Origin of the sequence: Candidatus Acetatifactor stercoripullorum (assembly GCF_944382095.1) — a bacterium.
GTDB lineage: Bacteria > Bacillota > Clostridia > Lachnospirales > Lachnospiraceae > Acetatifactor > Acetatifactor stercoripullorum.
Window position 1 is genome coordinate 1 of the sequence record NZ_CALWMU010000017.1, and the last position, 21,379, is coordinate 21,379.

The following is a 21,379-nucleotide window of genomic DNA, read 5'->3' on the forward strand; positions in this document are numbered from 1 at the left end:
CTCTATTTCTTCATATGATAAATTCAGTATACCACATTTTATTAAATGTGTCATTTATTTAATTTATTATATACTAGTACCTCTTGTTCATTCATTATATCCCTCGATATTTTGCTGATATGTAATATTTTCCGGCAGCTTTCCTTATCATTGTACCACGGGATAGCGGGTGCTGTATAGCGTCAAAAATCTCTAAGCTCTGTAAAGTGCCGGAAAGATCATTCCCAAAGCAATGTTCATGGTTAATAAAGAAGCACTAAAAACAAGACAAGGACAGCCAGCCCTGCCGCTATTCCATAACAGTCTCCACCTCTGCCAATGATACTGTAAAACACTGTATCTTCTTCATCACCATTGCAGATTCCAATCAAATCCATATCCCAGAATTTTTCCCATGGCTTAAATTTCTTTATTCTTGTTGCTGCCTCATACAATATTTTCCACTGCTCTAAGGAGGCTTCCTGTCTCATTGCCTATCTCCTTCTAAATCCGTACTCTTTTTTCAGTCTCTCAAATATCTCAAACGCTACCGGGCATATGGTAATCGTATCCAACATCCCCAACAGACTCCACAGTCTTTCCGGCTGGTCTGTGTAAGGATACTTTTTACAATTATCCGGCTTACAATCTCCCAGCTTACAACTGCCATCTTCCTGCAGAAAATCACAAGGCTTATGTTTGGTCTGATACCCAATTCCATGCTCCTCCTTTTCCAAAAAGAAATCTATGAATTGAGCTTTCGTAACACCTAAATATTCTGCATCTTTTTCTATATCCTCTTCCGGGATACTGCCCTTGTACATCTTGCAGCAATTTCTGCATTTACTGCAATCATAATCCGCAAACAGTTCCTTATGCAGACGTGCAAATTGATTGTCTAACTCTTCTTCATCTGCATGACCTTTTAAGTAACTGCGAAACTTAAAATTTTCATCTTCCTTTTTCTTAGCTTCTGCTCCTATTTTATCCGGATGTATCATATAACGTCTCTCTCCTATATCTTCCATTTCTTCCCACGACATCACACCATAAGGTGCCCGCTCCAATTATATCAGTTTGCAGTCTGCCAATATTTTTTCAATTGCTTCCCAAGCCATAAGAGAAGGATTTTCTTTATAATAGCGGTATCCTTTATATTGATGCAGGTAATCTTTTTCGCTCGTTCTACTGCATCAATAACATTCGATAACTGCAGCTTACCCAGACAACGCTTAAAATTGGCCTCTTTTTTGAACTCGTCCATATTTTCAAATCGTTCGTCAAGAGCCTGGTTGATAGGTGTCACATATTGTCTTCTATGGGAGTAAGAGGTATTGCAATCCATCATGTGTAGTACGATCCACAAATCAAAGGTAAAATTGCTGTACCCTGACTTATATGTAATCTGTTTCCCGATGTTTTGTGCTTCTTTCATATTCGCCAAAGCATCTTGAAAACCTTTCACATGGATTTCTTCATCACTCTCATAATCAAAAAAATGATAAACCTCTACCTTCTGTGTAATTGCCAGAGATTTCGCATGTTTCAGCGGATTCTTCTGTATGCGACAGTCGATGGAAACTTTGTACTCTGATTCTTCCGTGGCATTGATCTATCCTGCAGCCACTTCAAATACCATTGCTCCGTTTCCCCCTCTACACTGAAATAATATTTTTTCGTTAATTTACGATTCACCATACTTACACCTCACTCTCGCTTGCAAAAATATCTTCAAAGATTGGTGTAAAATCAATATCCTTAATTGCTCCATACTGGCTGATAAAGTATTTACTCATATAATCTTCGTGTTTCCGCACACCCTTTTTTCCAGAGGTTCCAAAGTCAGACAAAGCATACAGCGTACTGTAATGGCTGTCATCATCTCGCTCCACAAATTTGATTTCATCTCTTCTGAAAAGATTGGAATTCAGGAAAATCGGATTATGGGTATTGAAAATCAACTGCGCATGATGAATATTTATATCATCATTATGAAAAACATTGATAATGCTCATAAGCGCCATGGGATGTATGGAAGCGTCAAATTCATCCACCACCAAAGTACCTCCAGTCTGTATAGCTCGAATAACCAATGGGAACATATTGATGAATCGAATGGTGCCATAGGATTCAAATATTTCTGCAGCAATGGCAGCGCTCTCTTTCCCTTTTACATCCTTAAAGATAGAAAATAATTTTGCCTCCGGTTCATCCCCTTTTACCATATATCCTACTGCATTGGAATTAATTCCAAAAAGCTTCGCAGCCTGATCCGTTGTCCGTTCCACATAAACCGTCTTTTTCTGTGTATCAGAAAAACGCTTAATCAACTGCATGGAATCTGCACGATAAATAACCATAAATTTGTTACTGAACCAATCCACCACCAATTTCGTAAATCTTGGTGCGTAAATCAGCTTAAAGCCATTGGTCAAAAACAGTTCATCCCTTGTGATACTGTACTTGGCAATTTCCCCTGCTTTCTCCCTGTTATCTTCCGGCACATCCAACAGGTATTTCCGGATCACATTCAGATTTCCAAGAACAAGCGTATCCTTCCTATCAAAAACCATGTCACCGTTAACGTTCAGTGTCTCAGAAAGAATATGTCTCTCATACTCCTCATCTAAAAACAAGCCTAAATCCAGTGAGATACTATACTGAATTCTTAAATCGTTCTCAAAAAAGTCCACAGAAAATTCTACCGGTTTCGGAGATGTCAATTTATTATTCGGGATCAGTTCTAATGCACAAGCTGCCGCATTCGGAGTGGGATTTTCCTCAGCATTCCTGACATTTCCACGCAGAACAATAGCCCTCATTACATCCATTGCACCGATGATATTCGTCTTTCCTGCTGCATTAGGACCATAAATCACAGAAGAACACAATCCTTTTATGTCCTTGTCTTTTACCTTCACTTTCATCAGACTGTAGTCCAGCCCTGACTGCTTAGGAGCAGCTATCATAGAGAGTCTTGCTTCCTCTACAAAAGATTTATAATTCTTAGTTCTAAATTCAAGCAGCATATCATTTCCTCCATTCTGCAAAATATTTGCAAAATCACATTCTTATTATATGCTTATTCTCTCCAAATTTCAATTTTTATATTCTTATTTTGCAGTATTTTTGCAAAATAGATATTGACATCCTGGTTTCATACGAAACTCGCTCCCCGTTTTCTTGACTTTGCCGTTTGTTTCGCAATTACTGAAATCTTTTTATTCCAGGTCCGGCTGCGGATTCAGACGATAGCCTACCCCCATACCGTTTCAATTATTTTCGGATTCCGCGGGTCGTCCTCGATTTTTTCCCGAAGCCGGTTAATGTGGACAGATACCGTTGCGGCATCAGACACATAATCAAATCCCCATATTCTTTCAAATAATTTTTCTTTTGAAAAAACAATATTGGGATTCTGCGCCAGAAAGCAAAGCAGTTCAAATTCCCGGTTCGGCAGCTTCAATTCTGCGTTTCCCTCCAAAAGAACCGTCTCATACCCGTTGCTCTCCAGATAATCCCTCTCCAATTCCGCGATCTTCCTGTCGTCCTCCACAATCAATATCTTTTCCATCTTCACCCTCCCGTCTGCATCTCTTTACCCTTTTTTGGAAAATACAGGCTGATTTTCAGACCTCCTGCATTTTCCGCCCTTACAGTTCCGTTATGCCGTTCCATGATATATTTTACGATATAAAGCCCCACGCCGCTGCCCTTTTCCCTTCTGGCCTCGTCGCAGCGGTAAAACCGGTCAAAGATTCGTCCCAGCTTCTCCTCTGGCACACCCACTCCGTTGTCCTTCCAGACAAGACAGACCCACTCCGTTGTCTCCTCCAGGGAAATGTCCACCAAAACCGGAACAGCTTTGGCATATTTCATGCTGTTTTCCAGAAAATTATCTAAAATTCTCCGCACCTGCTCCACATCCAGAGAGATTTCCGTCATATACTCTGTGCTTCTGTGCAGACGAAGCTGCAGTGAGCCAGGGTCCGCAACAGCTTCCTTTTGCGCCGCATACGCCGCCACATATTCCCCCAGGTCCGCTTTCACCATATGGAATGGCATTTGACCGCTTTCCATGCGTGAGAAATCAAAAAGCTTCTGAAGGAGAATATTCATCTCTTCCGTGGATTCATATGCCGTTTTCAGATACATCCTCTTTTTTTCCTCAGTGTCCGCTACTCCGTCCAAAACACCCTTTACATAACCCTGTATGGAAGTCAAAGGCGTCCTGAGATCATGAGAAATTCCCGTTACCATATCAGTCCTTGCCTTTTCCGTCCTTTCTCTCTGCTCTTGATCCCGCAGTATGGTATCCTGCATATCGTTAAAGGCCTGACAGACCTGTTCAAACTCCGCCTCTCCACGGTAGTCGATCCTTTCCCTGAGATTTCCGTTCTCAATCCGCTTCGCCCCCTTCACAAGCAGTTCAATGGGTTCCATAATCACCCGATTCATCCTGCGGGTAAAAAAGGAAGCCAAAAACAATAAAAACGCAATGGCTCCCGTCCCCGCAAGCAGCACCGCCCGCAGGAAAACATAAAAGGAATGATTCAGCGATGAGACAAGCCAGTTTTCCCGGGGAAAATACGCAGCCACCAGGTAGGCGTCCTGGTCTGCAAGATACTTTCCTGCCACCGTGGCCTTCTGAAAAGAAAAAATGTCTGCCCCCCCTGTTTTATCATCCTCTTCCTGAAAAAATTCGACCAAATCCATCATCTGTTCACCGCCGTCTCCGGACACCACTTTGCCATGGGCTATAACCGCCGTCCGGTAACCCCACTGTTCCACGCTTTCCCTGAGCTTCTCTGCACTCTGCATATCATCGGATGCCATCAGCCGCACTACCTCTCCTACATGGGACTCTATTCTGGTCTGGCTGATGGCATAAACCTGATTCTCCAGAGAATCCTCAAATAAAATCAAAACAAGCAATAAAATCAGCATCAGAGAAAGCAGCGCTGTAAACAAAATCATCATATTGGAACGAAACATCCGCTTCTTGAAAGACATCCTTTTGCCTCTTTTCTTTTTCTCTCTGCTTCTAATCATAGCGCAGAGCTCTTGGTTTTCCATCCCTTTTCTTACGCTCATTCACTCTGCTGCCCACAAGCTCCCAGAGGAAAATAAAGAAAACGGACAGAACAAACCCTATGAGAATATAGCCGCCCATGGCTGCGGAAACGCCCACAACTTCAAATAGAGACGGCAGAAGCGCAAGCGCGCCAAAGGTTCCCAAAAACATGGTGACACAGAGAAAGGCCCTGAGCAGATCAAAGGGTATGCAGCTTTTTACCACTGCGCACATGGAGATCAAAATCAGCAGAAGATACATCACCGTCCTCCGCTCCGGCTCGGAAAAGGGTGCAAGGAGATTCGTCAGAGCAATCATTATCGTAACCGCCGCCCCAAAAGGAGCCGCATGTTTCAGCGCCGTAGAGAGAAACCTCCCCCGTATCCGGCTTGTATCCGATTCCAAAATGGTTATAAAGGACGGATACGCCTCAACACAGGCGTCAATCAACGTGATCTGTATGGGAATAAATGGTCTTGATGAAAAACACCTGCGCCGTCCTTGTTACATTGTGAATCACTTTTCTTCCTTCCATGACCACCTGGGGTAGATTTGTGAAATCCGAATCAAGCAGCACTATCTGGGAAATCTGGCGGCTGGCATCGCTGCCGTCTGCAACCGCGATGGAGCAGTCCGCCTCGCGCAGTGCCAGCAGATCATTGACGCCGCCCCCGGTCATGGCCACCTGACGCCCTTTTCGTTTCAGCGCCTTTACCAGCTCCTGCTTCTGTTTCGGCGTCACTCTTGCAAATACCGCATATTTCTCACAGAGGCTGTCATAATCAATCTTATCTCCAAGCTCCGACAAGTCAACCGCATCCGCCCATCTGTGAAGACCCGCCCGTCTGGCGATCTGGGATACCGTTGTCACATGGTCGCCGGAAATCATCTTCACCTCCACTCCTTCTTTTCTGAAAAAGTCAAGCGTTTCTTTGGCATGGGGACGCAGGGCATCCTCCAGAACCACACCGTAAAGAGGCCTGATCTCCTCCGGCAGCTTGGAGTCGTCTTCCCATACCTTTGCCGTATGGCCAATGACGATCAGCCTGCGTCCCCTTTCCAGTTCCTGCTCCAGCTCTCCGGGCAGGCTCTTAAGAAGCTTCTCCGGCGCTCCCACAAACACTGTGCCGCCTCCCCGGAAGCTTATGCTGCCCCATTTTCTCCTGGAGGAAAAAGGAACCCTGAAAACAGGCTCATAAGACGTCTCCTCCGGAAATGCCTCCTTCAGTGCGCGAAATGTGGCATTATTGTCTTCGCAGCACGCCATATAAGAGTCCACCAGTCTTTTGGCCTCCTGTCTAGAAAAATCTGTCATGGAAACCACGGAACGGACCTTCAAATTTCCATCCGTGATGGTTCCTGTCTTATCCAGGCAGAGAGTGTCCACATGTGCCAGCGTTTCCAGGGAATAGATATTCTGTACAAGGATTTTCATTTTCGCCAGCCGGATCACTCCCGCCGCCAGAGAAACGGAAATCAAAAGCACAAGTCCCTTGGGCAGCATCCCAAGAAGTGCCGCCGCGGAGGATACCACCGCTCCCTCAAACGGCGTGTGACGAAGAAAATATGCTTCCAGAAACAGCAAAACTCCCAGCGGAATGATTAAAAGGCTGGTAAATCGCGTCACCCTACGCATAGAACCCAGAAGCTCTGACTGCACCTGTTTTTGCGTCTTTACTTCATTCGCCAGCTTTGTGACGTAATTCTCATTTCCCACATGGATTACCCTTGCGTATGCCTTTCCCGCCACCACAAAGCTTCCGGAAAAAAGTCTTGCATCTTTTTCCTTCACCACTGCGTCGCTCTCCCCGGTAAGCAAAGACTCATTGACCTCCACCATGCCTTCTGTCACAACGGCGTCATTGCAAATCTGGTTTCCGCTCTCCAGCACCATCAGATCGTCCTTTACCACCTCCTCCAGCTCCACAAGCATTTCCTGATCGTCTCTGCGGACGCGGACCTGCGGACGGTTCAATAGAGAAAGCTGATCCACCAGTCTTTTTGCCTTCATTTCCTGGGCAATGCCGATCACAATATTTAAAATGATAATTATAATAAACAGCATATTAGAATAAGCGCCCACCGCAAAGAGAAGTGCCGCTATTACAAAATTCAGGAAATTAAACAGGGTAAATACATTTTCCCGGATAATCTGTCCCTTGCTCTTTGTGATTCCTTTGGTTTGTGTTTTCATTCTCTTTTTTGCCTCCTGCTCCTCTTTTTTATACCAAAGGGTAGCACGGACAGCTAAATATTCTGCTGCTATTTGTTAAACAATCTTTAAACACGCCCCATCAAAAGGAACCCGGCGTATGCAAGCATACGCCGGGTTCCTTTTTCAGTGCGCCCTGGGCGCACATTTTTATTCAGTCCGCTTATCTTATTTGTTATTAATCGCCGCCTGTGCGGTAACGTGATCGACAGGAGTAATTACCCCGGGATAAAGCCGCTTACCCCGCCAACCCTTGCACATTTCATATCCGATTTTGTCCCTATAGAACATCAAACATAGTTTACACTTGAGTAGCCATAGACACATACCGATAAGACTGTGGTGCACAAGAAATACCTATATCTTCCAATGTCAAAGGTTCGTCATAAATAACCAAATTCTTAAGCTGATATGCTACAGCCTTCTTTTTCCCCTTATAATACTGTCGGAAAAACTTATATGTGATACCGGAATATTCTTTTGTCTGATGCCAGACAGTTAAAATATCATCCTCTACAATGTCACCTATCTCAGCTTCTCCCACGACCTGTTTCTGCGGAGCTGTTGCATATATAATAATCTTATCCACATCATTGCGGCAACGGAATTTACGGTATTCATATAATTTCTTGCCTTGAAGAATACTCGCAACATACTCTGGGTTAATTGATAACAACATTTGACACATTGATATTTCCCTCCATTAATACTCTTTTGAACTGCTCTGATGTCAGTCGAACTTCTGTCGGATACTGATTCTCTCTTGCCCAAAATCCATTATTATCCAGCCAATCCATATTTACATTATTTCCAGCACCAAAATAACCATAATATAGCAACTCAACAATCGTCATATTTTTAAAACTTGTATACTGACTCCTTAGCTCATTCTCATTAAATACTGATTTATTTCCAATATGGGATTTCAATTCCTCAAAAGTCATTAAATAACGATTATTTGCCTTTGCTTGAATTACATCTGTCACAATGCAGAAAGATGTCACACAAGAACGATACCGTTTTCCATTCCCTTGTGTGTAACGACGATAAACAAGTACTGGTTCTCCTATTTTATGATGTATTCTAGCGGCCTGCCCTACATAGATTTTACTTAATCCGTTACTCACACTACTACTGACTTTTGTTTGTAAGGTTGCTGTATTTGCAAGCTCAGAATATGCAAACATTGTATCGTGATAGTTGTCATCAATGATAATATAACCTGCGTAATCAAAGCCATCCTTAATAAACGGAAAAGACATATACGAATCACTGAAATCAATCTGCCTTCGACTTTTTATCAGGATGTTCTCTCCATTCAGATTAATCCCTTTCTTTTGAAATCCAAACCGCTCGAATTGTGAAATAAGGGTGTCATGTTTATCAAAAACAGTCACATAGACTTCCTCTGCTATAGTTTTCTGCCATTTCCAAAGCAATAAACCTATAGCACCCTCACCAATGCGTTGTCTGCGATATCTTTCAGCAATACGAAATGTACTTATTTTAAGACGTTTCTTAATGGGCAGTATACAATCCTGCAATTTAATTTCTTCTTCCTCTTCTTTCAATACAACAAACGCCCCAACGCCTATCTCATCTTCAAAAACAAGGGCTGTCGCTCCATCTGTAGATTTTTTCCTAAACCAATCAACAAATCCTGTACTACTTGCTGTTCCAGGATAATCGTTTTTTAAAGAATCGAAAAAAGCATCATTAAGATCAATATTAGCAAATTTCTTTAACACGAATTTTCCAGCCATATTAATATAATCCTCCCCTTATAAACTCCACAATTCTATTTAAATCATCTGCACCATGTGATACTACTAATGGAATACCAAGTTTTTCTGCAATTTCTTCGGCATACTTCTTCTCTTCTTCCTGAAATGCGCTTATGTCTGATGTTTCCTGATAAACTCCGTCTCTTTGAAATCTTCGGTCAGCTATAATCTCTGGTTGTTCCGTTAATAGAATCATTACATCTGGTTTCAATAAAGTATATGTATCAGAAGGTATTCTTGTAATTTTCCCTAATTCGTTAAGCAAACAAAAATGACCGTCCAAGATGAATTCTTCTCTCTCCCTTAATTCCTTAATCGCTTCTACAAGCAATGTCTGATTATCATAAATATCCGATACGAGTTTATCCGCTGAAAATATCTTGTTCCGTTTAGTAGCAATCAACTGACTGGCCGAATAACTTTGAATGTTGATTTTTTCTCTAACAAGATTACAAAAATATGTTTTACCTACTCCATGTATTCCACTAACAAAAATCACAAGCATCACCCCTCGTACATTTGTTTGGATTTTATCATAATTATCCATTTTTTTCAATGCATTATCCTTAAATTCTTTTTTCCGCTTGATAGTTTCCAAATTCAGAGTCAATATACGACAACACGGAAGGAGGGATTACATGGACAGTAACTCAGTTTTGTACCAGTTAATGGACATTCGGATGAACGGTATCATGAATGAGATTACAAACCGGGATAAGGAATATCAGGAGATAAGCCGCAATTCCGATAAATATTCTGGCAGGCTGGATGCCTTGCACCTGCCAAAAGAAGTCCGGCTGTTCATTGACCGTTACATCAGCTAACAGAATGCTCTTAGCTCCCGGTATGGGGTGCTTGCCTATCTGCTCGGCTTTTCTGACTGTGTGGAGCTGCTTTTTGGAAGTCAGCCGTTTTCAGACGTAAAAGAAATGATTTTCCAAGAAAAATAACCAGATGTCAGACTTAAGAGAAAGGGTTGGCTCTGCGCATTCCTTCCTCTTAAGTCCTCTTTCGTCTTATATATAAATCATTACCTCCAGCTCTTCATACTTATTGGATTTCGACCACTGCGGGTGAGTCTTGAACCATGCCCGTTCCTCATCCTGTGTAACTATGGTGGTCTTGAAAAAAACGGGAGAGCCCATATTGTTCAGCCTCCTGATCAGCCCCTTATCAAGTAGACAAGTAAAATAGAACCACAGGAGGGGCTGTCGCATCAATGATTAGAAAATCATAGATGCGGCAGCCCCTCCTTTTTCAGTGCGCCCTGGGCGCACATTTTTATTCAGTCCGCTTATCTTATTTGTTATTAATCGCCGCCTGTGCCGCTGCCAGTCTCGCAATAGGCACACGGAAAGGTGAACAGGACACATAATTGAGTCCAATCTTATGGCAGAATTCCACGGAAGAAGGATCTCCGCCGTGCTCGCCGCAGATGCCGCACTTTAATTCAGGGCGGGTCTTGCGTCCCTTCTCCACTGCCATCTGCACCAGCTGTCCAACGCCGGTCTGATCCAGTCTTGCGAAAGGATCGGACTCATAAATCTTAGCCTGGTAGTAAGCATCCAGGAACTTGCCTGCGTCATCACGGGAGAAGCCGAAGGTCATCTGAGTCAGGTCGTTTGTACCAAAGGAGAAGAATTCTGCCTCTTCTGCGATAGCGTCTGCAGTGAGGGCTGCACGGGGAATCTCAATCATGGTACCGATATGGTACTGTATATCGGAGTTTTTCTCCTTCTTTACCTGCTCAGCGGTCTCCACCACAATATCCTTCACAAATTTCAGCTCTTTTTTCTCTCCTACCAGAGGGATCATAATCTCGGGAACGATGTCGTAGCCCTTCTCATTCTTCACCTCGATGGCCGCCTCCATAACGGCTCTGGTCTGCATCTTTGCAATTTCAGGATAGGTAACTGCAAGACGGCAGCCTCTGTGTCCCATCATAGGGTTAAACTCATGGAGGGAATCACATTTTGCCTTTACCTCAGCCACAGTCAGGCCCATATCCTCCGCCAATGCAGCGATGTCTGCATCTTCAGTGGGAACAAACTCATGAAGAGGCGGATCCAGATAACGGACAGTCATGGGCTTTCCTTCCAGCACCTCATACATAGCCTTAAAGTCAGCCTTCTGGAATACGATCAGCTCATTCAAAGCTGCCTCTCTCTGCTCAACGGTGTCGGACAGAATCATTTTGCGGATCTTGGGAATTCTCTCCTCACCGAAGAACATATGCTCCGTACGGCAAAGGCCGATGCCCTCCGCACCCAGCTTCACAGCATTTTCAGTATCTGCCGGAGTGTCTGCGTTGGTGCGCACCTGAAGCTTTCTGAACTGATCCGCCCAAGCCATGATACGGCCGAAGTTGCCTCCTACGGATGCCTCCACGGTCTTGATATCTCCCTTGTAAATCTTGCCGGTGCTGCCGTCCAGAGAGATATAATCTCCCTCGTGGAATTCATATCCGCCAAGTGAAAATACCTTTGCTTCTTCATCAATTTTAATGTCTCCACATCCGGATACACAGCAGGTTCCCATGCCGCGGGCAACCACTGCCGCATGGGAGGTCATGCCGCCGCGCACGGTCAAAATGCCTTCAGCTGCGTGCATACCTTCAATGTCCTCAGGTGAGGTCTCCAGACGCACAAGAATCACTCTTTCGCCTCTGCCGCCCTTACCTGCCGCCTTTGCATCCTCTGCGGTAAAGTACACCTTGCCTGCTGCTGCGCCTGGGGAAGCGGGAAGCGCACTGCCGATCACCTCGCCTGCCTTCAGCGCATCCGCGTCAAAGGTAGGGTGCAGCAGCTGATCCAGGGATTTTGCCTCAATACGGCATACTGCCTCCTCAGGAGTGATCATGCCCTCATCCACCAGATCGCATGCAATGTTGATTGCAGCTGCAGCGGTTCTCTTGCCGTTTCTGGTCTGCAGGAAGTAAAGCTTGCCCTCCTCAATGGTAAACTCCATATCCTGCATATCGCGATAATGATTTTCAAGCTTGTTTGCCAGCTCCATAAACTGCTTGTAGCATTCAGGAAGATCCTTCTCCAGCTGGGTGATAGGCTGAGGTGTACGGACACCTGCTACAACATCCTCACCCTGAGCGTTGATCAGATATTCTCCGAAAATTCCCTTTGCGCCGGTTGCAGGGTTACGGGTAAAGGCCACGCCTGTTCCGGAGGTTTCGCCCTTGTTGCCGAATACCATGCACTGTACGTTTACAGCAGTGCCCCAGTCTCCGGGAATGTCATTCATACGTCTGTATACAATGGCGCGGGGATTATCCCAGGAACGGAACACGGCCTTTACCGCGCCCATCAGCTGTTCTCTGGGATCCTGAGGGAATTCCTCTCCCTTCATGGCCTCTTTATACACTGCCTTGAATTTATCAGCCAGAACCTTCAGATCATCCGCCGTCAGCTCTGTGTCAAAATGAACGCCCTTCTCCTCCTTCATCTCATCGATGATCTTCTCAAAGAAGGACTTGGGAACCTCCATTACCACATCGGAATACATCTGAATGAAACGGCGGTAGGAATCATATGCAAATCTGGGATTTCCCGTCTTTTTGGCGAATCCCTCCACAGCTACATCATTCAGTCCCAGATTCAAAATTGTGTCCATCATACCGGGCATGGAAGCTCTTGCGCCGGAACGAACCGAAACAAGCAGGGGATCTTCGGTATCGCCGAATTTCTTCCCCATTAACGCCTCCAGATCAGCCAGGTTCTGAAAAATCTGCTCCTTAATTTCATCGGAAATCTGCTTTCCGTTTTCGTAATAATCCGTACAAGCCTCTGTCGTTACAGTAAAGCCCTGAGGGATAGGCAGCCCGAGATTGGTCATCTCCGCAAGGTTAGCTCCCTTGCCTCCGAGAAGATTCCTCATGTCGGCATTTCCCTCTTTGAATTTGTAGACCCATTTCTTCATGCTTTTTGTCTCCCTTTTTAATTAGTGACCTATACTAACATTTAAGTACCTTGGATATTGTAACAATCTACCAATAGAATATCAAGAAAAATTTGATAATTTTTTGACATACTATAAATTTTCGTGCAATCCGCACAAAATATAATGTTATATTTTGTTTATTAAGTCTAGTACTAATTACCTATGTAAATGCTTACATTTGTAACTTCACACAAATGTAAGCATTTACATTTTAACGTTTGGAACAAAGCTGTCAAAAATAAACAGATCAAAATTTTTCTTTGCCCGGGCTAACTGCTCTCTGCTTTTGATGGTCCAGGCCGCCGCAGTAGATTTATACAGCTCTCTGCAGAGCTTTCTGGACAGGATATTCGGATATTTGTGATTGTATGCGATAAAATCAGGCCTGCCCAGCCAGTTTAAGCATAGGTTCTGCAGCAGAAACCCTAAAAGTCCTCTGTATTCTTTTTCCCGCAGAAATCCATCGGAAAGCTGTCCTCTCACAATATCTCTGTGGTTGCGGCGGTACCACCAGACTGCCAGCGGATTAAAGGATTCCATACAGTAGCTGCCCCCATAGTCCCGAAGCAGCCGATCCGCCGCCGGACACAGGGAAAGATTCGTCCGCTCAATCTTAAATTCCACAATCAGCGGAACCCTTCCAGCCACCATTTTAAGCACGTCCTCAAGCCGGGGAATACGTTCCCCCGAGCCAAACAGGGAAAATTCCTGAAGCTCCTTCCAGGTATAGTCCCCCACCTTTCCTGGGCGGCCGCATGCCCTTTTCAGGGTAAAATCATGGAACACCACCACAACCCCGTCCTTTGACAGTTGAATATCCAATTCTATCCCAAACCCGGCTTCTACCGCCTTTTGGAAGGCCCTCATGGAATTTTCAGGAGCCTCCGAGCCGTTGTCATGCAGTCCCCTGTGGGCGTACATCCATTCTTTGAAATACGTCATATCCGGCCTGTGGTTTACCCGCGGCATAATCATCCAAAAATACAGTGCCGCTGCAAGCAGCAAAACACCTATCACTCCCAGCATCGCCATAGTATTATTCTTTCCTCTTCTTCCGTATCTTAATCAAATGTCTCCCACAAGAAATTGTAATGCAATTTACCCCCGATGTCAACGCGGCAGGCAGCTGCTGCAGACAACAATTTTGCTTGCATTTTCCGGCGTTTCCTGTAAAATAAGAAGCGGTGGATTTTTTCTGCCCTTTTACCGTAATTTAAAGTCAAGAAACAGCAAGAAAGGTTTAAAAAAATGATCAGTGCAAACAATGTAACGTTACGTATCGGAAAAAAAGCGTTATTTGAGGACGTGAATATTAAATTTACAGAGGGAAACTGCTACGGCTTAATCGGCGCAAACGGCGCCGGAAAGTCCACCTTTTTAAAGATTCTCTCCGGCCAGCTTGAGACCACAAAGGGAGACGTGACCATCACCCCCGGCCAGCGTCTGTCGGTGCTGGAGCAGGATCACTTTAAATATGACAGCAATGTGGTTTTAGATACCGTTATTATGGGCAATGAGCGTCTCTACCAGATCATGAAGGAGAAGGACGCCATTTACGCCAAGGAGGATTTCACCGACGAGGACGGCATCCGCGCCAGCGAGCTGGAGGCCGAGTTTGCGGAGATGGACGGCTGGGAGGCTGAATCAAACGCTGCCATGCTCTTAAACGGACTGGGTGTGGACAGCGGACTGCACACCTCCCTGATGCAGGATCTGGACGGCAGCTTAAAGGTCAAGGTGCTGCTTGCAAAGGCGCTCTTTGGCAATCCCGACATCCTGCTTTTAGACGAGCCCACCAACCATCTGGATTTGGACGCCATCGCCTGGCTGGAAGACTTTTTGATTGATTTTGAAAACACCGTGATCGTAGTGTCCCACGACCGCTATTTCTTAAACAAGGTGTGCACCCACATTGCGGATATCGACTATGGAAAGATTCAGCTTTACGCAGGAAATTACGATTTCTGGTACGAGTCCAGCCAGCTGCTGATCAGACAGATGAAAGAAGCAAACAAGAAAAAGGAAGAGAAAATCAAAGAGCTGCAGGAATTTATTTCCCGCTTCTCCGCAAACGCTTCCAAATCCAAGCAGGCGACCTCAAGAAAGAGAGCTCTTGAAAAAATCCAGCTGGATGAAATACGGCCCTCCAGCAGAAAATATCCCTATATCGATTTCCGCCCGGAGCGTGAGATCGGCAACGAGGTGCTCACCGTGGAGCATCTTTCCAAAACCATCGGAGGAGAAAAGGTGTTAGACGATCTCTCCTTTGTGGTGGGACATGATGACAAAATTGCTTTTGTGGGAAGCAACGAGCTGGCAAAGACCACCCTTTTCCAGATTCTGGCAGGAGAGCTGGAGCCGGATGAGGGGACCTACAAATGGGGCGTCACTACCTCCCAGGCATACTTCCCCAAAGACAGCACACAGGAATTTGACAACGACCTGACCATTGTGGACTGGCTTACCGGCTACTCTCCCATCAAGGATGTGACCTATGTGAGAGGGTTTCTGGGCCGTATGCTTTTTGCGGGCGAGGACGGCGTAAAAAAGGTGCGTGTGCTCTCTGGAGGGGAGAAGGTGCGCTGCCTGCTTTCCAAAATGATGATCAGCGGGGCAAACTGCCTGATTTTAGACGAGCCCACCAACCATCTGGATATGGAGTCCATCACCGCATTGAACAACGGACTTATCAAATTCCCCGGCGTTGCGCTGTTTGCCTGCCATGACCACCAGTTTGTGCAGACTACTGCAAACCGTATCATGGAGCTGCTTCCGGGAGGCGGTCTGATAGACAAGATCACAACCTACGACGAGTACCTGGCAAACGATGAGATGGCAAGAAAGCGCACCGTTTTCACTGCAAACAAGGAAGATGACGAGGACTGATAAGAAATGACGGCTTCTATATCCCGGGGCGTACCCCCGGTAGACCTGCATGTACATTCCAGCCGTTCCGACGGCACCCTCTCCCCCAGACAGCTGGTGGACTATGCCATGGAGAAGGGGCTTAAGGCCTTTGCCCTGACAGACCACGACACCACAGAGGGGCTGGATGAGGCAGTCTCCTACGCCCAAAGCCTGCGGGAGCGTCCGTGCTGTCAGGACGGCTCTTTGGTCCCCAAAGACGCCTGTCCGGACAGCGTGCCCGAGGTGATTCCCGGAATTGAATTTTCCACGGAATATGAAGGCCAGGACATCCATGTGGTAGGCCTGTATATTGATTATAAGAATGAGGCCTTTGGGCAAAAGCTCCAGGCTTTTGTGGATTCCAGAATCCTGAGAAACCAGAAAATGTGCTCTCTTTTACAGCAGGCCGGTATCCAGATTTCCTACGAGAAGCTTCTTTTGGAATTTCCCGGGGCTGTCATCACAAGGGCCCATTATGCCCGATATCTGTTAAGCCACGGATATGTAAAAAGCATAAAGGAGGCCTTTGAACGCTATGTGGGGGATGACTGCCCTTATTTTGTGCCCAGGGAAAAGGTAACGCCCTTTCAGGCGGTGGAGCTGATCTTAAAGGCGGACGGCATTCCCATTCTGGCCCATCCTGGTCTTTATTCCATGAGTGATTCCAGGCTGGAAAAGCTGATAAAAGAGCTTAAGGAGGCCGGGCTTTTGGGCATCGAGGCCATCTACAGCACCTATGACGGGGCTATGGAGCGAAAAATACGCGCTCTTGCGTCCAAATACCGTCTCCTTATAAGCGGCGGCTCCGACTTTCACGGCGCCAATAAGCCGGGGCTTGATCTGGGCTGCGGCCACGGCAGTCTCTATATCCCCAAAACCGTTTTATGCGCCATAAAAGAATGCCGCAAAAATCTTCTCTTTACAGATTTGGACGGCACGCTCCTTTTAGATGACAGCACGGTCTCCCCGGCCATGAAGGAGGCCTTATTTGGTATGACCAAAAAGGGCCACCGTCTTATCCTCACCACGGGAAGACCCCTTCCCAGCGTCCTTTCTGTCTGCTCCCAGCTGGGATTTTTAAAGGACGGGGTTCCTCTCATTCCCAATCTTTTGGTAATTTCTTATAACGGCGCCCTGGTCTACGACTGCAGCAAAAAAACGCCTGTTTTAGAGCATCGCATCTCCCAGGAGGATATCGCTTTTATCACAAAGAAAGCCGGGGAAGCCGGGCTTCACATTCACGGCTATACGGACAGTGAAATCCTCTGCCGCTTTCAGGAGGATGGGCAGGAAAACGCGGAGCTTCGCTATTACAGACGGCGGATTGCCATGCCCGTAAAATGGGTGCCTGATGTGGCGCAGGCCCTTCCTTATGGCACCTGGAAGCTTCAGGTCATACATCTGACAGACAATGAGGCCCTAAAGCAGTTTCGGGACAGTCTGCTTCCCTGCTTTGAGGGCCGTCTCCAAATGATTTTTTCCAATCCCCGCTATCTGGAGATTCTGCCCGCCCAGGCTGGCAAGGGAAACGCACTGCGTCATGTGTGCGCTTATCTGCCCGCCCCCCTTTCCCACACCTTCGCCGCCGGGGATGAGGAAAACGACGTTTCCATGCTTTTGGCCGCCCAGACGGGCATCGCCATGAAAAACGCCGTCCCCCAGGCAAAAAAAGCCGCCCGCGTAATCACGCAGGCGGACAATAATCATGATGGACTGTTGGAAATCCTGAACCGATACTTTCAATAGCTGAAGGCTACCCCTCCACGATAAGGTATCTTCCGTCTCCCACGTCGAATACCTCATCCGCCTCCAGGATTTCATCCCCCACGGCGCCATCCATGTCGATTCCGGCTTCCTCAAAATATTCGGCCACCTCTTTTGCGGATTCCACCACCACGGCCATACACTCCTCCAAAAAGCTCTCTGCCTCCTCCAGAGTTTCAGCCACCGTTTCCGGAAACAGCTGCAGCTGGTTTTTCAGGAAGCATTCTAGTACCGCATCGTCATACTCGTGCATACGCAACCCTCCTTTATCGCCCAAAAAGCTTTTATTGCTATCATAATATAAAGATTATGCTATATAGTCAAGTAGCTGCAGCGGTTTTTCTATCACAGCATCCGCATGGTTCTCCAAAAGCTCCTTTTTGTCACGAAAGCCCCACAGAGCCCCCACCGTGAAAGCCCCCGCGCCCTTCCCGGTCTTCATATCTGTGGCGGTATCCCCCAGATACAGAATATCCTCCGCCCCAAGGCCCAGCCTTTCCAATATGAGAAACACCCCCTGAGGACTGGGTTTTATGGGCACGTTCTCCTGCTGCCCCATAATCACGTCAAAATAATTCTTTCCGAACAAGCTTTCAATCACCCGGATGGTCTCCTGATGGGGCTTGTTTGACAGCACCGCTATAGCGATCCCTTTTTCCTTAAGGGCATTTAACAGAGGTATAATTCCCTCATAGGGCTTTACCTGATACATACAATTTTCCGCAAAGATTTCCAGATAACGGTCATAGGCCTCTTTGAAATGAGTAAGCTCTGTGTCTCCTCCTGCCGTCAGGGCTCTTTTGATCAGATTTGCCGCGCCGTCTCCCACAAAATAATAGTACTGCTCTACCGAGAAAGGACCATAGCCCAAAGGCTCCAAAGCCTTGTCCGTGCAATATTTTATACTGTGTATGGAATCGGACAAGGTGCCGTCCAGGTCAAAAATCACTGCTTTTTTCATAACCAATCCTTTGCCTCCTGATATAGTCTTGCCGCCGGCAGTCCCACCACATTGTTATAATCCCCCTCAATGCGCCGGATAAATCTGGCCCCAAGTCCCTGGATACCATAGGCTCCCGCCTTATCCATGGGCTCCCCGGTATCCACGTATAGCCGGATTTCCTCCTGTGTCATGGGATAGAAATGCACGTCCGTCACCTCATAAAAGGTTTTTCGCTGGACTTCTCCTTCCTTCCCTCCAAGACGCATAAACGTCACGCCGGTATACACCTGGTGGGAACGTCCCTGGAGCAGAGAAAGCATCCTGCAGGCATCCTCACTGTCCGAGGGTTTCCCCAAAATCCTGCCTTCGCAGGCCACCACCGTATCTGCTCCCAGAATCAGGACAGGCTTTTGTATACTTTCTTCTCCTTTCACCTTCTCCAGACAGGCCAAAGCCTTCCGTCTGGAGAGTTCCTCCACCGCAAGGGATGGGATATCCGTGGTCAGTTTTTCGTCCACATCGGCAGCCAAAACCGAAAATTCCAACCCCATCTGTTTTAAAATATCCCTTCTTCTGGGAGAAGCAGAGGCTAGAATCAGTTTACTTTGTACGATTTGTTTCTTATCATTCATGGGCTGTCTCCGGTGTGAAAATTCTGGTCACGGTGGCCGGAGCCTCCTTACATGCCTCTTCCTTCCCCGCTGCCTCCAGACAAAAAGCCTCCTGAGAGTTAAAGCGCTGCTTGCCCCGCTTGTCCACCTTTTCATAGGAGCCGTCCGCCTGCAGAACAGAAGCCTTTACGTTATCCCTAAGCTGACACTCCAGGATGTGAAGCAGCTCTTCCTTGCACTCCCTTCTGTCCACAGGAAAGAGAATTTCCACCCGTCTTTCCAGATTTCTTGGCATCCAGTCCGCACTTCCGCAGTAAATTTCATAATGCTCATTGTTTTCAAAGTAGAAAATCCGGCTGTGCTCCAGGAAATTTCCCACAATGGAGCGAACCGTAATATTTTCACTGACACCGGGTATGCCCACCCTCAGGCAGCAGATTCCCCTGACAATCAGATCGATTTTCACCCCGGCGGCGCTGGCCTCATAAAGGGCGGCAATGATATCCCTGTCGCACAGAGAATTCATTTTTGCAATAATCCGGGCGTGACGTCCCTCAAGGGCGTATTTCTTCTCCCGCTCAATCAGATAAAGAAATTTGTCCTTCAGCCACAGGGGCGCTAAAGACAGCTTATTCCACAACAGGGGCTCGGAATAACCGGACAGCATATTAAACACCGCCGTCGCATCCTCGCCCACCATCTCAGCGCAGGTAAACAGTCCAATGTCCGTATAGAGCTTTGCAGTGGCGTCATTATAATTTCCAGTTCCAAGGTGCACATAACGGCGTATGCCGTCCTCCTCGCGCCGCACTACCAGCGTGATCTTGCTGTGGGTCTTTAAGCCCACCAGACCATAAATCACATGGCAGCCAGCCTTCTCCAGCATTCTGGCCCACACAATGTTGTTTTCCTCATCAAACCGGGCCTTCAGCTCCACCAGCACAGTGACCTGCTTGCCGTTTTCCGCCGCCTGAGCCAAGGCTGCGATAATAGGGGAGTGGCCACTGACACGGTAAAGAGTCTGCTTTATGGCCAGCACCTCAGGGTCCTTTGCTGCCTGACGGATAAAATCAACCACAGGGGTGAAGGTCTGATAAGGATGATGGAGCAGAATATCTCCCTCCCTGATCTTTTCAAAAATATCGCAGCCTGCCGGAAGTTCAGGCACCTGCTTGGGCTCGTATTTGGGAGCCTTCAGATGTCCGTAGCCTTCCAGGCCGTATATCTTCATCAAAACAGTCAGGTCTAAGGGTCCGTCAATCTCGTAAATATTCTCTTCCTCCATGTGAAGCTCCTTTTTCAAGAGCTTCAGCATGCGCTTATCCATCCCGGCCTCCACCTCCAGCCGGATAGCCTGGCCCCACTGGCGTTTCTTTAACTGCTTTTCGATTTCCTTTAACAGGTCCGCAGCCTCGTCCTCCTCTATGGTCAGGTCCGCGTTCCGCATGATCCGATAAGGGTTGGAACAGATAATTTCATAATTCAGGAAAAGTCTCTGGATATTGCGCTCAATGATCTCCTCCAGAAGAATGATCTTCCTGGCAGACCCCTGGGAAGGAAGCTCCACCACCCGGTTTAACACGCCCGGAACCTGTACGGTTGCAAACTCCAGCTCCTCCTTGGTGCCTTTTTTTCTGACCATAGCCCCAATATTCAGCGTCTTGTTGCGGATCAGGGGAAAAGGCCGGGAGGAATCCACCGCCATAGGGGTCAGCACCGGGTACACATTATCCTCAAAATAATGATCAATATAGTCTGCCTCCTCTTTGGTAAGCTGCTCATGGTGTCTGATCAGATGCAGCCCGTTTTGCTCCAGCAGCGGAAGCAGCGACCTGCTGAAGGTGGAATACTGCAGGTCTACCAGATCGTGTATGGCTGTGTTAAGGGCAGCAAGCTGTTTTTCAGGCGTCATGCCCGCGATATCCTTTTTCTGATATCCCGCATTGACCATATCCTTTAAAGAGGCCACCCGGATCATAAAAAACTCGTCCAGATTGGAAGCGGTAATACTCAAAAATTTCAGCCGCTCAAAAAGGGGAATGCTCTTGTCCCTTGCCTCGTTTAAAACTCTGTGGTCAAACAGAATCCAGCTTAACTCCCTGTTTACATAATATTTCGGATTTGTAAATTCTTTCTCTGCCATAATTTCCCTCT

General features: G+C 46.6%; 21 protein-coding genes. 3 read left to right on the plus strand and 18 right to left on the minus strand.

What is annotated here, in order from left to right; genetic code table 11:
* Positions 1–242: 242 nt before the first annotated feature.
* The 11 genes from SHK35_RS06675 to SHK35_RS06725 form a co-directional block, all read right to left on the minus strand.
* Positions 243–470: a DUF7309 domain-containing protein gene (locus SHK35_RS06675; RefSeq protein WP_318709175.1), complete on the minus strand. Its 228-nt coding sequence runs from the start codon at positions 468–470 to the stop codon at positions 243–245.
* 3 nt (positions 471–473) lie between these two features.
* Entirely contained in the window at positions 474–980 is a 507-nt protein-coding gene (locus tag SHK35_RS06680) for a YkgJ family cysteine cluster protein (protein WP_318709176.1), read from the minus strand.
* A 71-nt stretch (positions 981–1,051) separates the two neighbouring features.
* Positions 1,052–1,444 carry an RloB domain-containing protein gene (locus SHK35_RS06685; RefSeq protein ID WP_442867431.1) on the minus strand — a complete coding sequence of 131 codons (393 nt, stop codon included), beginning with the start codon at positions 1,442–1,444 and terminating at the stop codon, positions 1,052–1,054.
* A 235-nt stretch (positions 1,445–1,679) separates the two neighbouring features.
* Positions 1,680–3,008: an AAA family ATPase gene (locus SHK35_RS06690; RefSeq protein ID WP_318709177.1), complete on the minus strand. Its 1,329-nt coding sequence runs from the start codon at positions 3,006–3,008 to the stop codon at positions 1,680–1,682.
* Positions 3,009–3,235: 227 nt separating this feature from the next.
* On the minus strand, positions 3,236–3,553 hold the full coding sequence (locus SHK35_RS14275) for a DNA-binding response regulator (RefSeq protein ID WP_318709178.1): 318 nt from the start codon (positions 3,551–3,553) through the stop codon (positions 3,236–3,238).
* Positions 3,554–3,555: 2 nt separating this feature from the next.
* Positions 3,556–4,992 carry a HAMP domain-containing sensor histidine kinase gene (locus SHK35_RS06700; protein WP_318709179.1) on the minus strand — a complete coding sequence of 479 codons (1,437 nt, stop codon included), beginning with the start codon at positions 4,990–4,992 and terminating at the stop codon, positions 3,556–3,558.
* A gap of 31 nt (positions 4,993–5,023) precedes the next feature.
* Positions 5,024–5,371 (minus strand): hypothetical protein, encoded by a 348-nt coding sequence (locus SHK35_RS06705; RefSeq protein ID WP_318709180.1) that lies wholly within the window; start codon positions 5,369–5,371, stop codon positions 5,024–5,026.
* A 124-nt stretch (positions 5,372–5,495) separates the two neighbouring features.
* The gene (locus SHK35_RS06710) at positions 5,496–7,247 is read right to left on the minus strand and encodes an HAD-IC family P-type ATPase (protein WP_318709181.1); all 1,752 of its coding nucleotides are present in this window, start codon (positions 7,245–7,247) and stop codon (positions 5,496–5,498) included.
* A 319-nt stretch (positions 7,248–7,566) separates the two neighbouring features.
* A complete protein-coding gene (locus SHK35_RS06715; protein WP_318709182.1) occupies positions 7,567–7,953 on the minus strand; it encodes an ASCH domain-containing protein in 387 nt (128 codons plus the stop codon).
* Entirely contained in the window at positions 7,928–9,028 is a 1,101-nt protein-coding gene (locus SHK35_RS06720; protein ID WP_318709183.1) for a hypothetical protein, read from the minus strand. The genes SHK35_RS06715 and SHK35_RS06720 overlap by 26 nt, the downstream gene beginning before the upstream one ends.
* A 1-nt stretch (position 9,029) precedes the next feature.
* Positions 9,030–9,596: an ATP-binding protein gene (locus SHK35_RS06725; protein WP_318709216.1), complete on the minus strand. Its 567-nt coding sequence runs from the start codon at positions 9,594–9,596 to the stop codon at positions 9,030–9,032.
* A 91-nt stretch (positions 9,597–9,687) separates the two neighbouring features.
* Here SHK35_RS06725 and SHK35_RS06730 point away from each other — a divergent pair, with 91 nt between their 5' ends.
* Positions 9,688–9,873 (plus strand): hypothetical protein, encoded by a 186-nt coding sequence (locus SHK35_RS06730; RefSeq protein WP_318709184.1) that lies wholly within the window; start codon positions 9,688–9,690, stop codon positions 9,871–9,873.
* Positions 9,874–10,065: 192 nt separating this feature from the next.
* Here SHK35_RS06730 and SHK35_RS06735 read toward each other — a convergent pair whose 3' ends face one another.
* The 3 genes from SHK35_RS06735 to SHK35_RS06745 all read right to left on the minus strand — a co-directional run bounded on the left by SHK35_RS06735 (position 10,066) and on the right by SHK35_RS06745 (position 14,032).
* Complete coding sequence (locus SHK35_RS06735) at positions 10,066–10,194, minus strand: hypothetical protein (protein WP_318709185.1); 129 nt, start codon at positions 10,192–10,194, stop codon at positions 10,066–10,068.
* Between the two features lie 154 nt (positions 10,195–10,348).
* The gene (gene ppdK, locus SHK35_RS06740) at positions 10,349–12,979 is read right to left on the minus strand and encodes a pyruvate, phosphate dikinase (RefSeq protein WP_318709186.1); all 2,631 of its coding nucleotides are present in this window, start codon (positions 12,977–12,979) and stop codon (positions 10,349–10,351) included.
* Between the two features lie 225 nt (positions 12,980–13,204).
* Positions 13,205–14,032, minus strand: coding sequence for a glycerophosphodiester phosphodiesterase family protein (locus SHK35_RS06745; protein ID WP_318709187.1), 828 nt, complete (start codon positions 14,030–14,032; stop codon positions 13,205–13,207).
* Between the two features lie 216 nt (positions 14,033–14,248).
* Between SHK35_RS06745 and SHK35_RS06750 the strand changes: the two genes are divergently transcribed.
* Together SHK35_RS06750 and SHK35_RS06755 are read left to right on the plus strand one after the other, a co-directional pair.
* Positions 14,249–15,886, plus strand: a complete 1,638-nt coding sequence (locus SHK35_RS06750) for an ABC-F family ATP-binding cassette domain-containing protein (protein WP_318709188.1) — start codon at positions 14,249–14,251, stop codon at positions 15,884–15,886.
* 6 nt (positions 15,887–15,892) lie between these two features.
* Positions 15,893–17,653: a Cof-type HAD-IIB family hydrolase gene (locus SHK35_RS06755; protein WP_318709189.1), complete on the plus strand. Its 1,761-nt coding sequence runs from the start codon at positions 15,893–15,895 to the stop codon at positions 17,651–17,653.
* 7 nt (positions 17,654–17,660) lie between these two features.
* On the opposite strand, the gene SHK35_RS06760 is transcribed toward SHK35_RS06755, so the two are convergent.
* From SHK35_RS06760 to SHK35_RS06775, 4 genes are read right to left on the minus strand one after another with little or no spacing between them, the layout of a single operon-like run.
* Positions 17,661–17,924, minus strand: coding sequence for a glyoxalase (locus SHK35_RS06760; protein WP_318704853.1), 264 nt, complete (start codon positions 17,922–17,924; stop codon positions 17,661–17,663).
* 54 nt (positions 17,925–17,978) lie between these two features.
* Positions 17,979–18,632, minus strand: coding sequence for an HAD family hydrolase (locus SHK35_RS06765; RefSeq protein WP_318709190.1), 654 nt, complete (start codon positions 18,630–18,632; stop codon positions 17,979–17,981).
* Complete coding sequence (locus SHK35_RS06770; RefSeq protein WP_318704851.1) at positions 18,629–19,246, minus strand: Maf family protein; 618 nt, start codon at positions 19,244–19,246, stop codon at positions 18,629–18,631. Before SHK35_RS06770 ends, SHK35_RS06765 begins: the two co-directional genes overlap by 4 nt.
* A complete protein-coding gene (locus SHK35_RS06775) occupies positions 19,239–21,368 on the minus strand; it encodes an RNA degradosome polyphosphate kinase (protein ID WP_318709191.1) in 2,130 nt (709 codons plus the stop codon). Before SHK35_RS06775 ends, SHK35_RS06770 begins: the two co-directional genes overlap by 8 nt.
* Positions 21,369–21,379: the final 11 nt, after the last annotated feature.

What these genes read in the sequence shown, in the direction of transcription:
- SHK35_RS06705 (WP_318709180.1), bottom strand. Translation starts at nt 5,371, where the DNA reads ATGATTGCTCTGACGAATCTCCTTGCACCCTTTTCCGAGCCGGAGCGG.
- SHK35_RS14275 (WP_318709178.1), bottom strand. Translation starts at nt 3,553, where the DNA reads ATGGAAAAGATATTGATTGTGGAGGACGACAGGAAGATCGCGGAATTG.
- SHK35_RS06735 (WP_318709185.1), bottom strand. Translation starts at nt 10,194, where the DNA reads ATGGGCTCTCCCGTTTTTTTCAAGACCACCATAGTTACACAGGATGAG.
- SHK35_RS06710 (WP_318709181.1), bottom strand. Translation starts at nt 7,247, where the DNA reads ATGAAAACACAAACCAAAGGAATCACAAAGAGCAAGGGACAGATTATC.
- SHK35_RS06700 (WP_318709179.1), bottom strand. Translation starts at nt 4,992, where the DNA reads ATGTCTTTCAAGAAGCGGATGTTTCGTTCCAATATGATGATTTTGTTT.
- SHK35_RS06760 (WP_318704853.1), bottom strand. Translation starts at nt 17,924, where the DNA reads ATGCACGAGTATGACGATGCGGTACTAGAATGCTTCCTGAAAAACCAG.
- SHK35_RS06690 (WP_318709177.1), bottom strand. Translation starts at nt 3,008, where the DNA reads ATGCTGCTTGAATTTAGAACTAAGAATTATAAATCTTTTGTAGAGGAA.
- SHK35_RS06755 (WP_318709189.1), top strand. Translation starts at nt 15,893, where the DNA reads ATGACGGCTTCTATATCCCGGGGCGTACCCCCGGTAGACCTGCATGTA.
- SHK35_RS06765 (WP_318709190.1), bottom strand. Translation starts at nt 18,632, where the DNA reads ATGAAAAAAGCAGTGATTTTTGACCTGGACGGCACCTTGTCCGATTCC.
- SHK35_RS06715 (WP_318709182.1), bottom strand. Translation starts at nt 7,953, where the DNA reads ATGTGTCAAATGTTGTTATCAATTAACCCAGAGTATGTTGCGAGTATT.
- SHK35_RS06770 (WP_318704851.1), bottom strand. Translation starts at nt 19,246, where the DNA reads ATGAATGATAAGAAACAAATCGTACAAAGTAAACTGATTCTAGCCTCT.
- SHK35_RS06775 (WP_318709191.1), bottom strand. Translation starts at nt 21,368, where the DNA reads ATGGCAGAGAAAGAATTTACAAATCCGAAATATTATGTAAACAGGGAG.
- SHK35_RS06720 (WP_318709183.1), bottom strand. Translation starts at nt 9,028, where the DNA reads ATGGCTGGAAAATTCGTGTTAAAGAAATTTGCTAATATTGATCTTAAT.
- ppdK (WP_318709186.1), bottom strand. Translation starts at nt 12,979, where the DNA reads ATGAAGAAATGGGTCTACAAATTCAAAGAGGGAAATGCCGACATGAGG.
- SHK35_RS06725 (WP_318709216.1), bottom strand. Translation starts at nt 9,596, where the DNA reads ATGGATAATTATGATAAAATCCAAACAAATGTACGAGGGGTGATGCTT.
- SHK35_RS06680 (WP_318709176.1), bottom strand. Translation starts at nt 980, where the DNA reads ATGATACATCCGGATAAAATAGGAGCAGAAGCTAAGAAAAAGGAAGAT.
- SHK35_RS06745 (WP_318709187.1), bottom strand. Translation starts at nt 14,032, where the DNA reads ATGGCGATGCTGGGAGTGATAGGTGTTTTGCTGCTTGCAGCGGCACTG.
- SHK35_RS06750 (WP_318709188.1), top strand. Translation starts at nt 14,249, where the DNA reads ATGATCAGTGCAAACAATGTAACGTTACGTATCGGAAAAAAAGCGTTA.
- SHK35_RS06675 (WP_318709175.1), bottom strand. Translation starts at nt 470, where the DNA reads ATGAGACAGGAAGCCTCCTTAGAGCAGTGGAAAATATTGTATGAGGCA.
- SHK35_RS06730 (WP_318709184.1), top strand. Translation starts at nt 9,688, where the DNA reads ATGGACAGTAACTCAGTTTTGTACCAGTTAATGGACATTCGGATGAAC.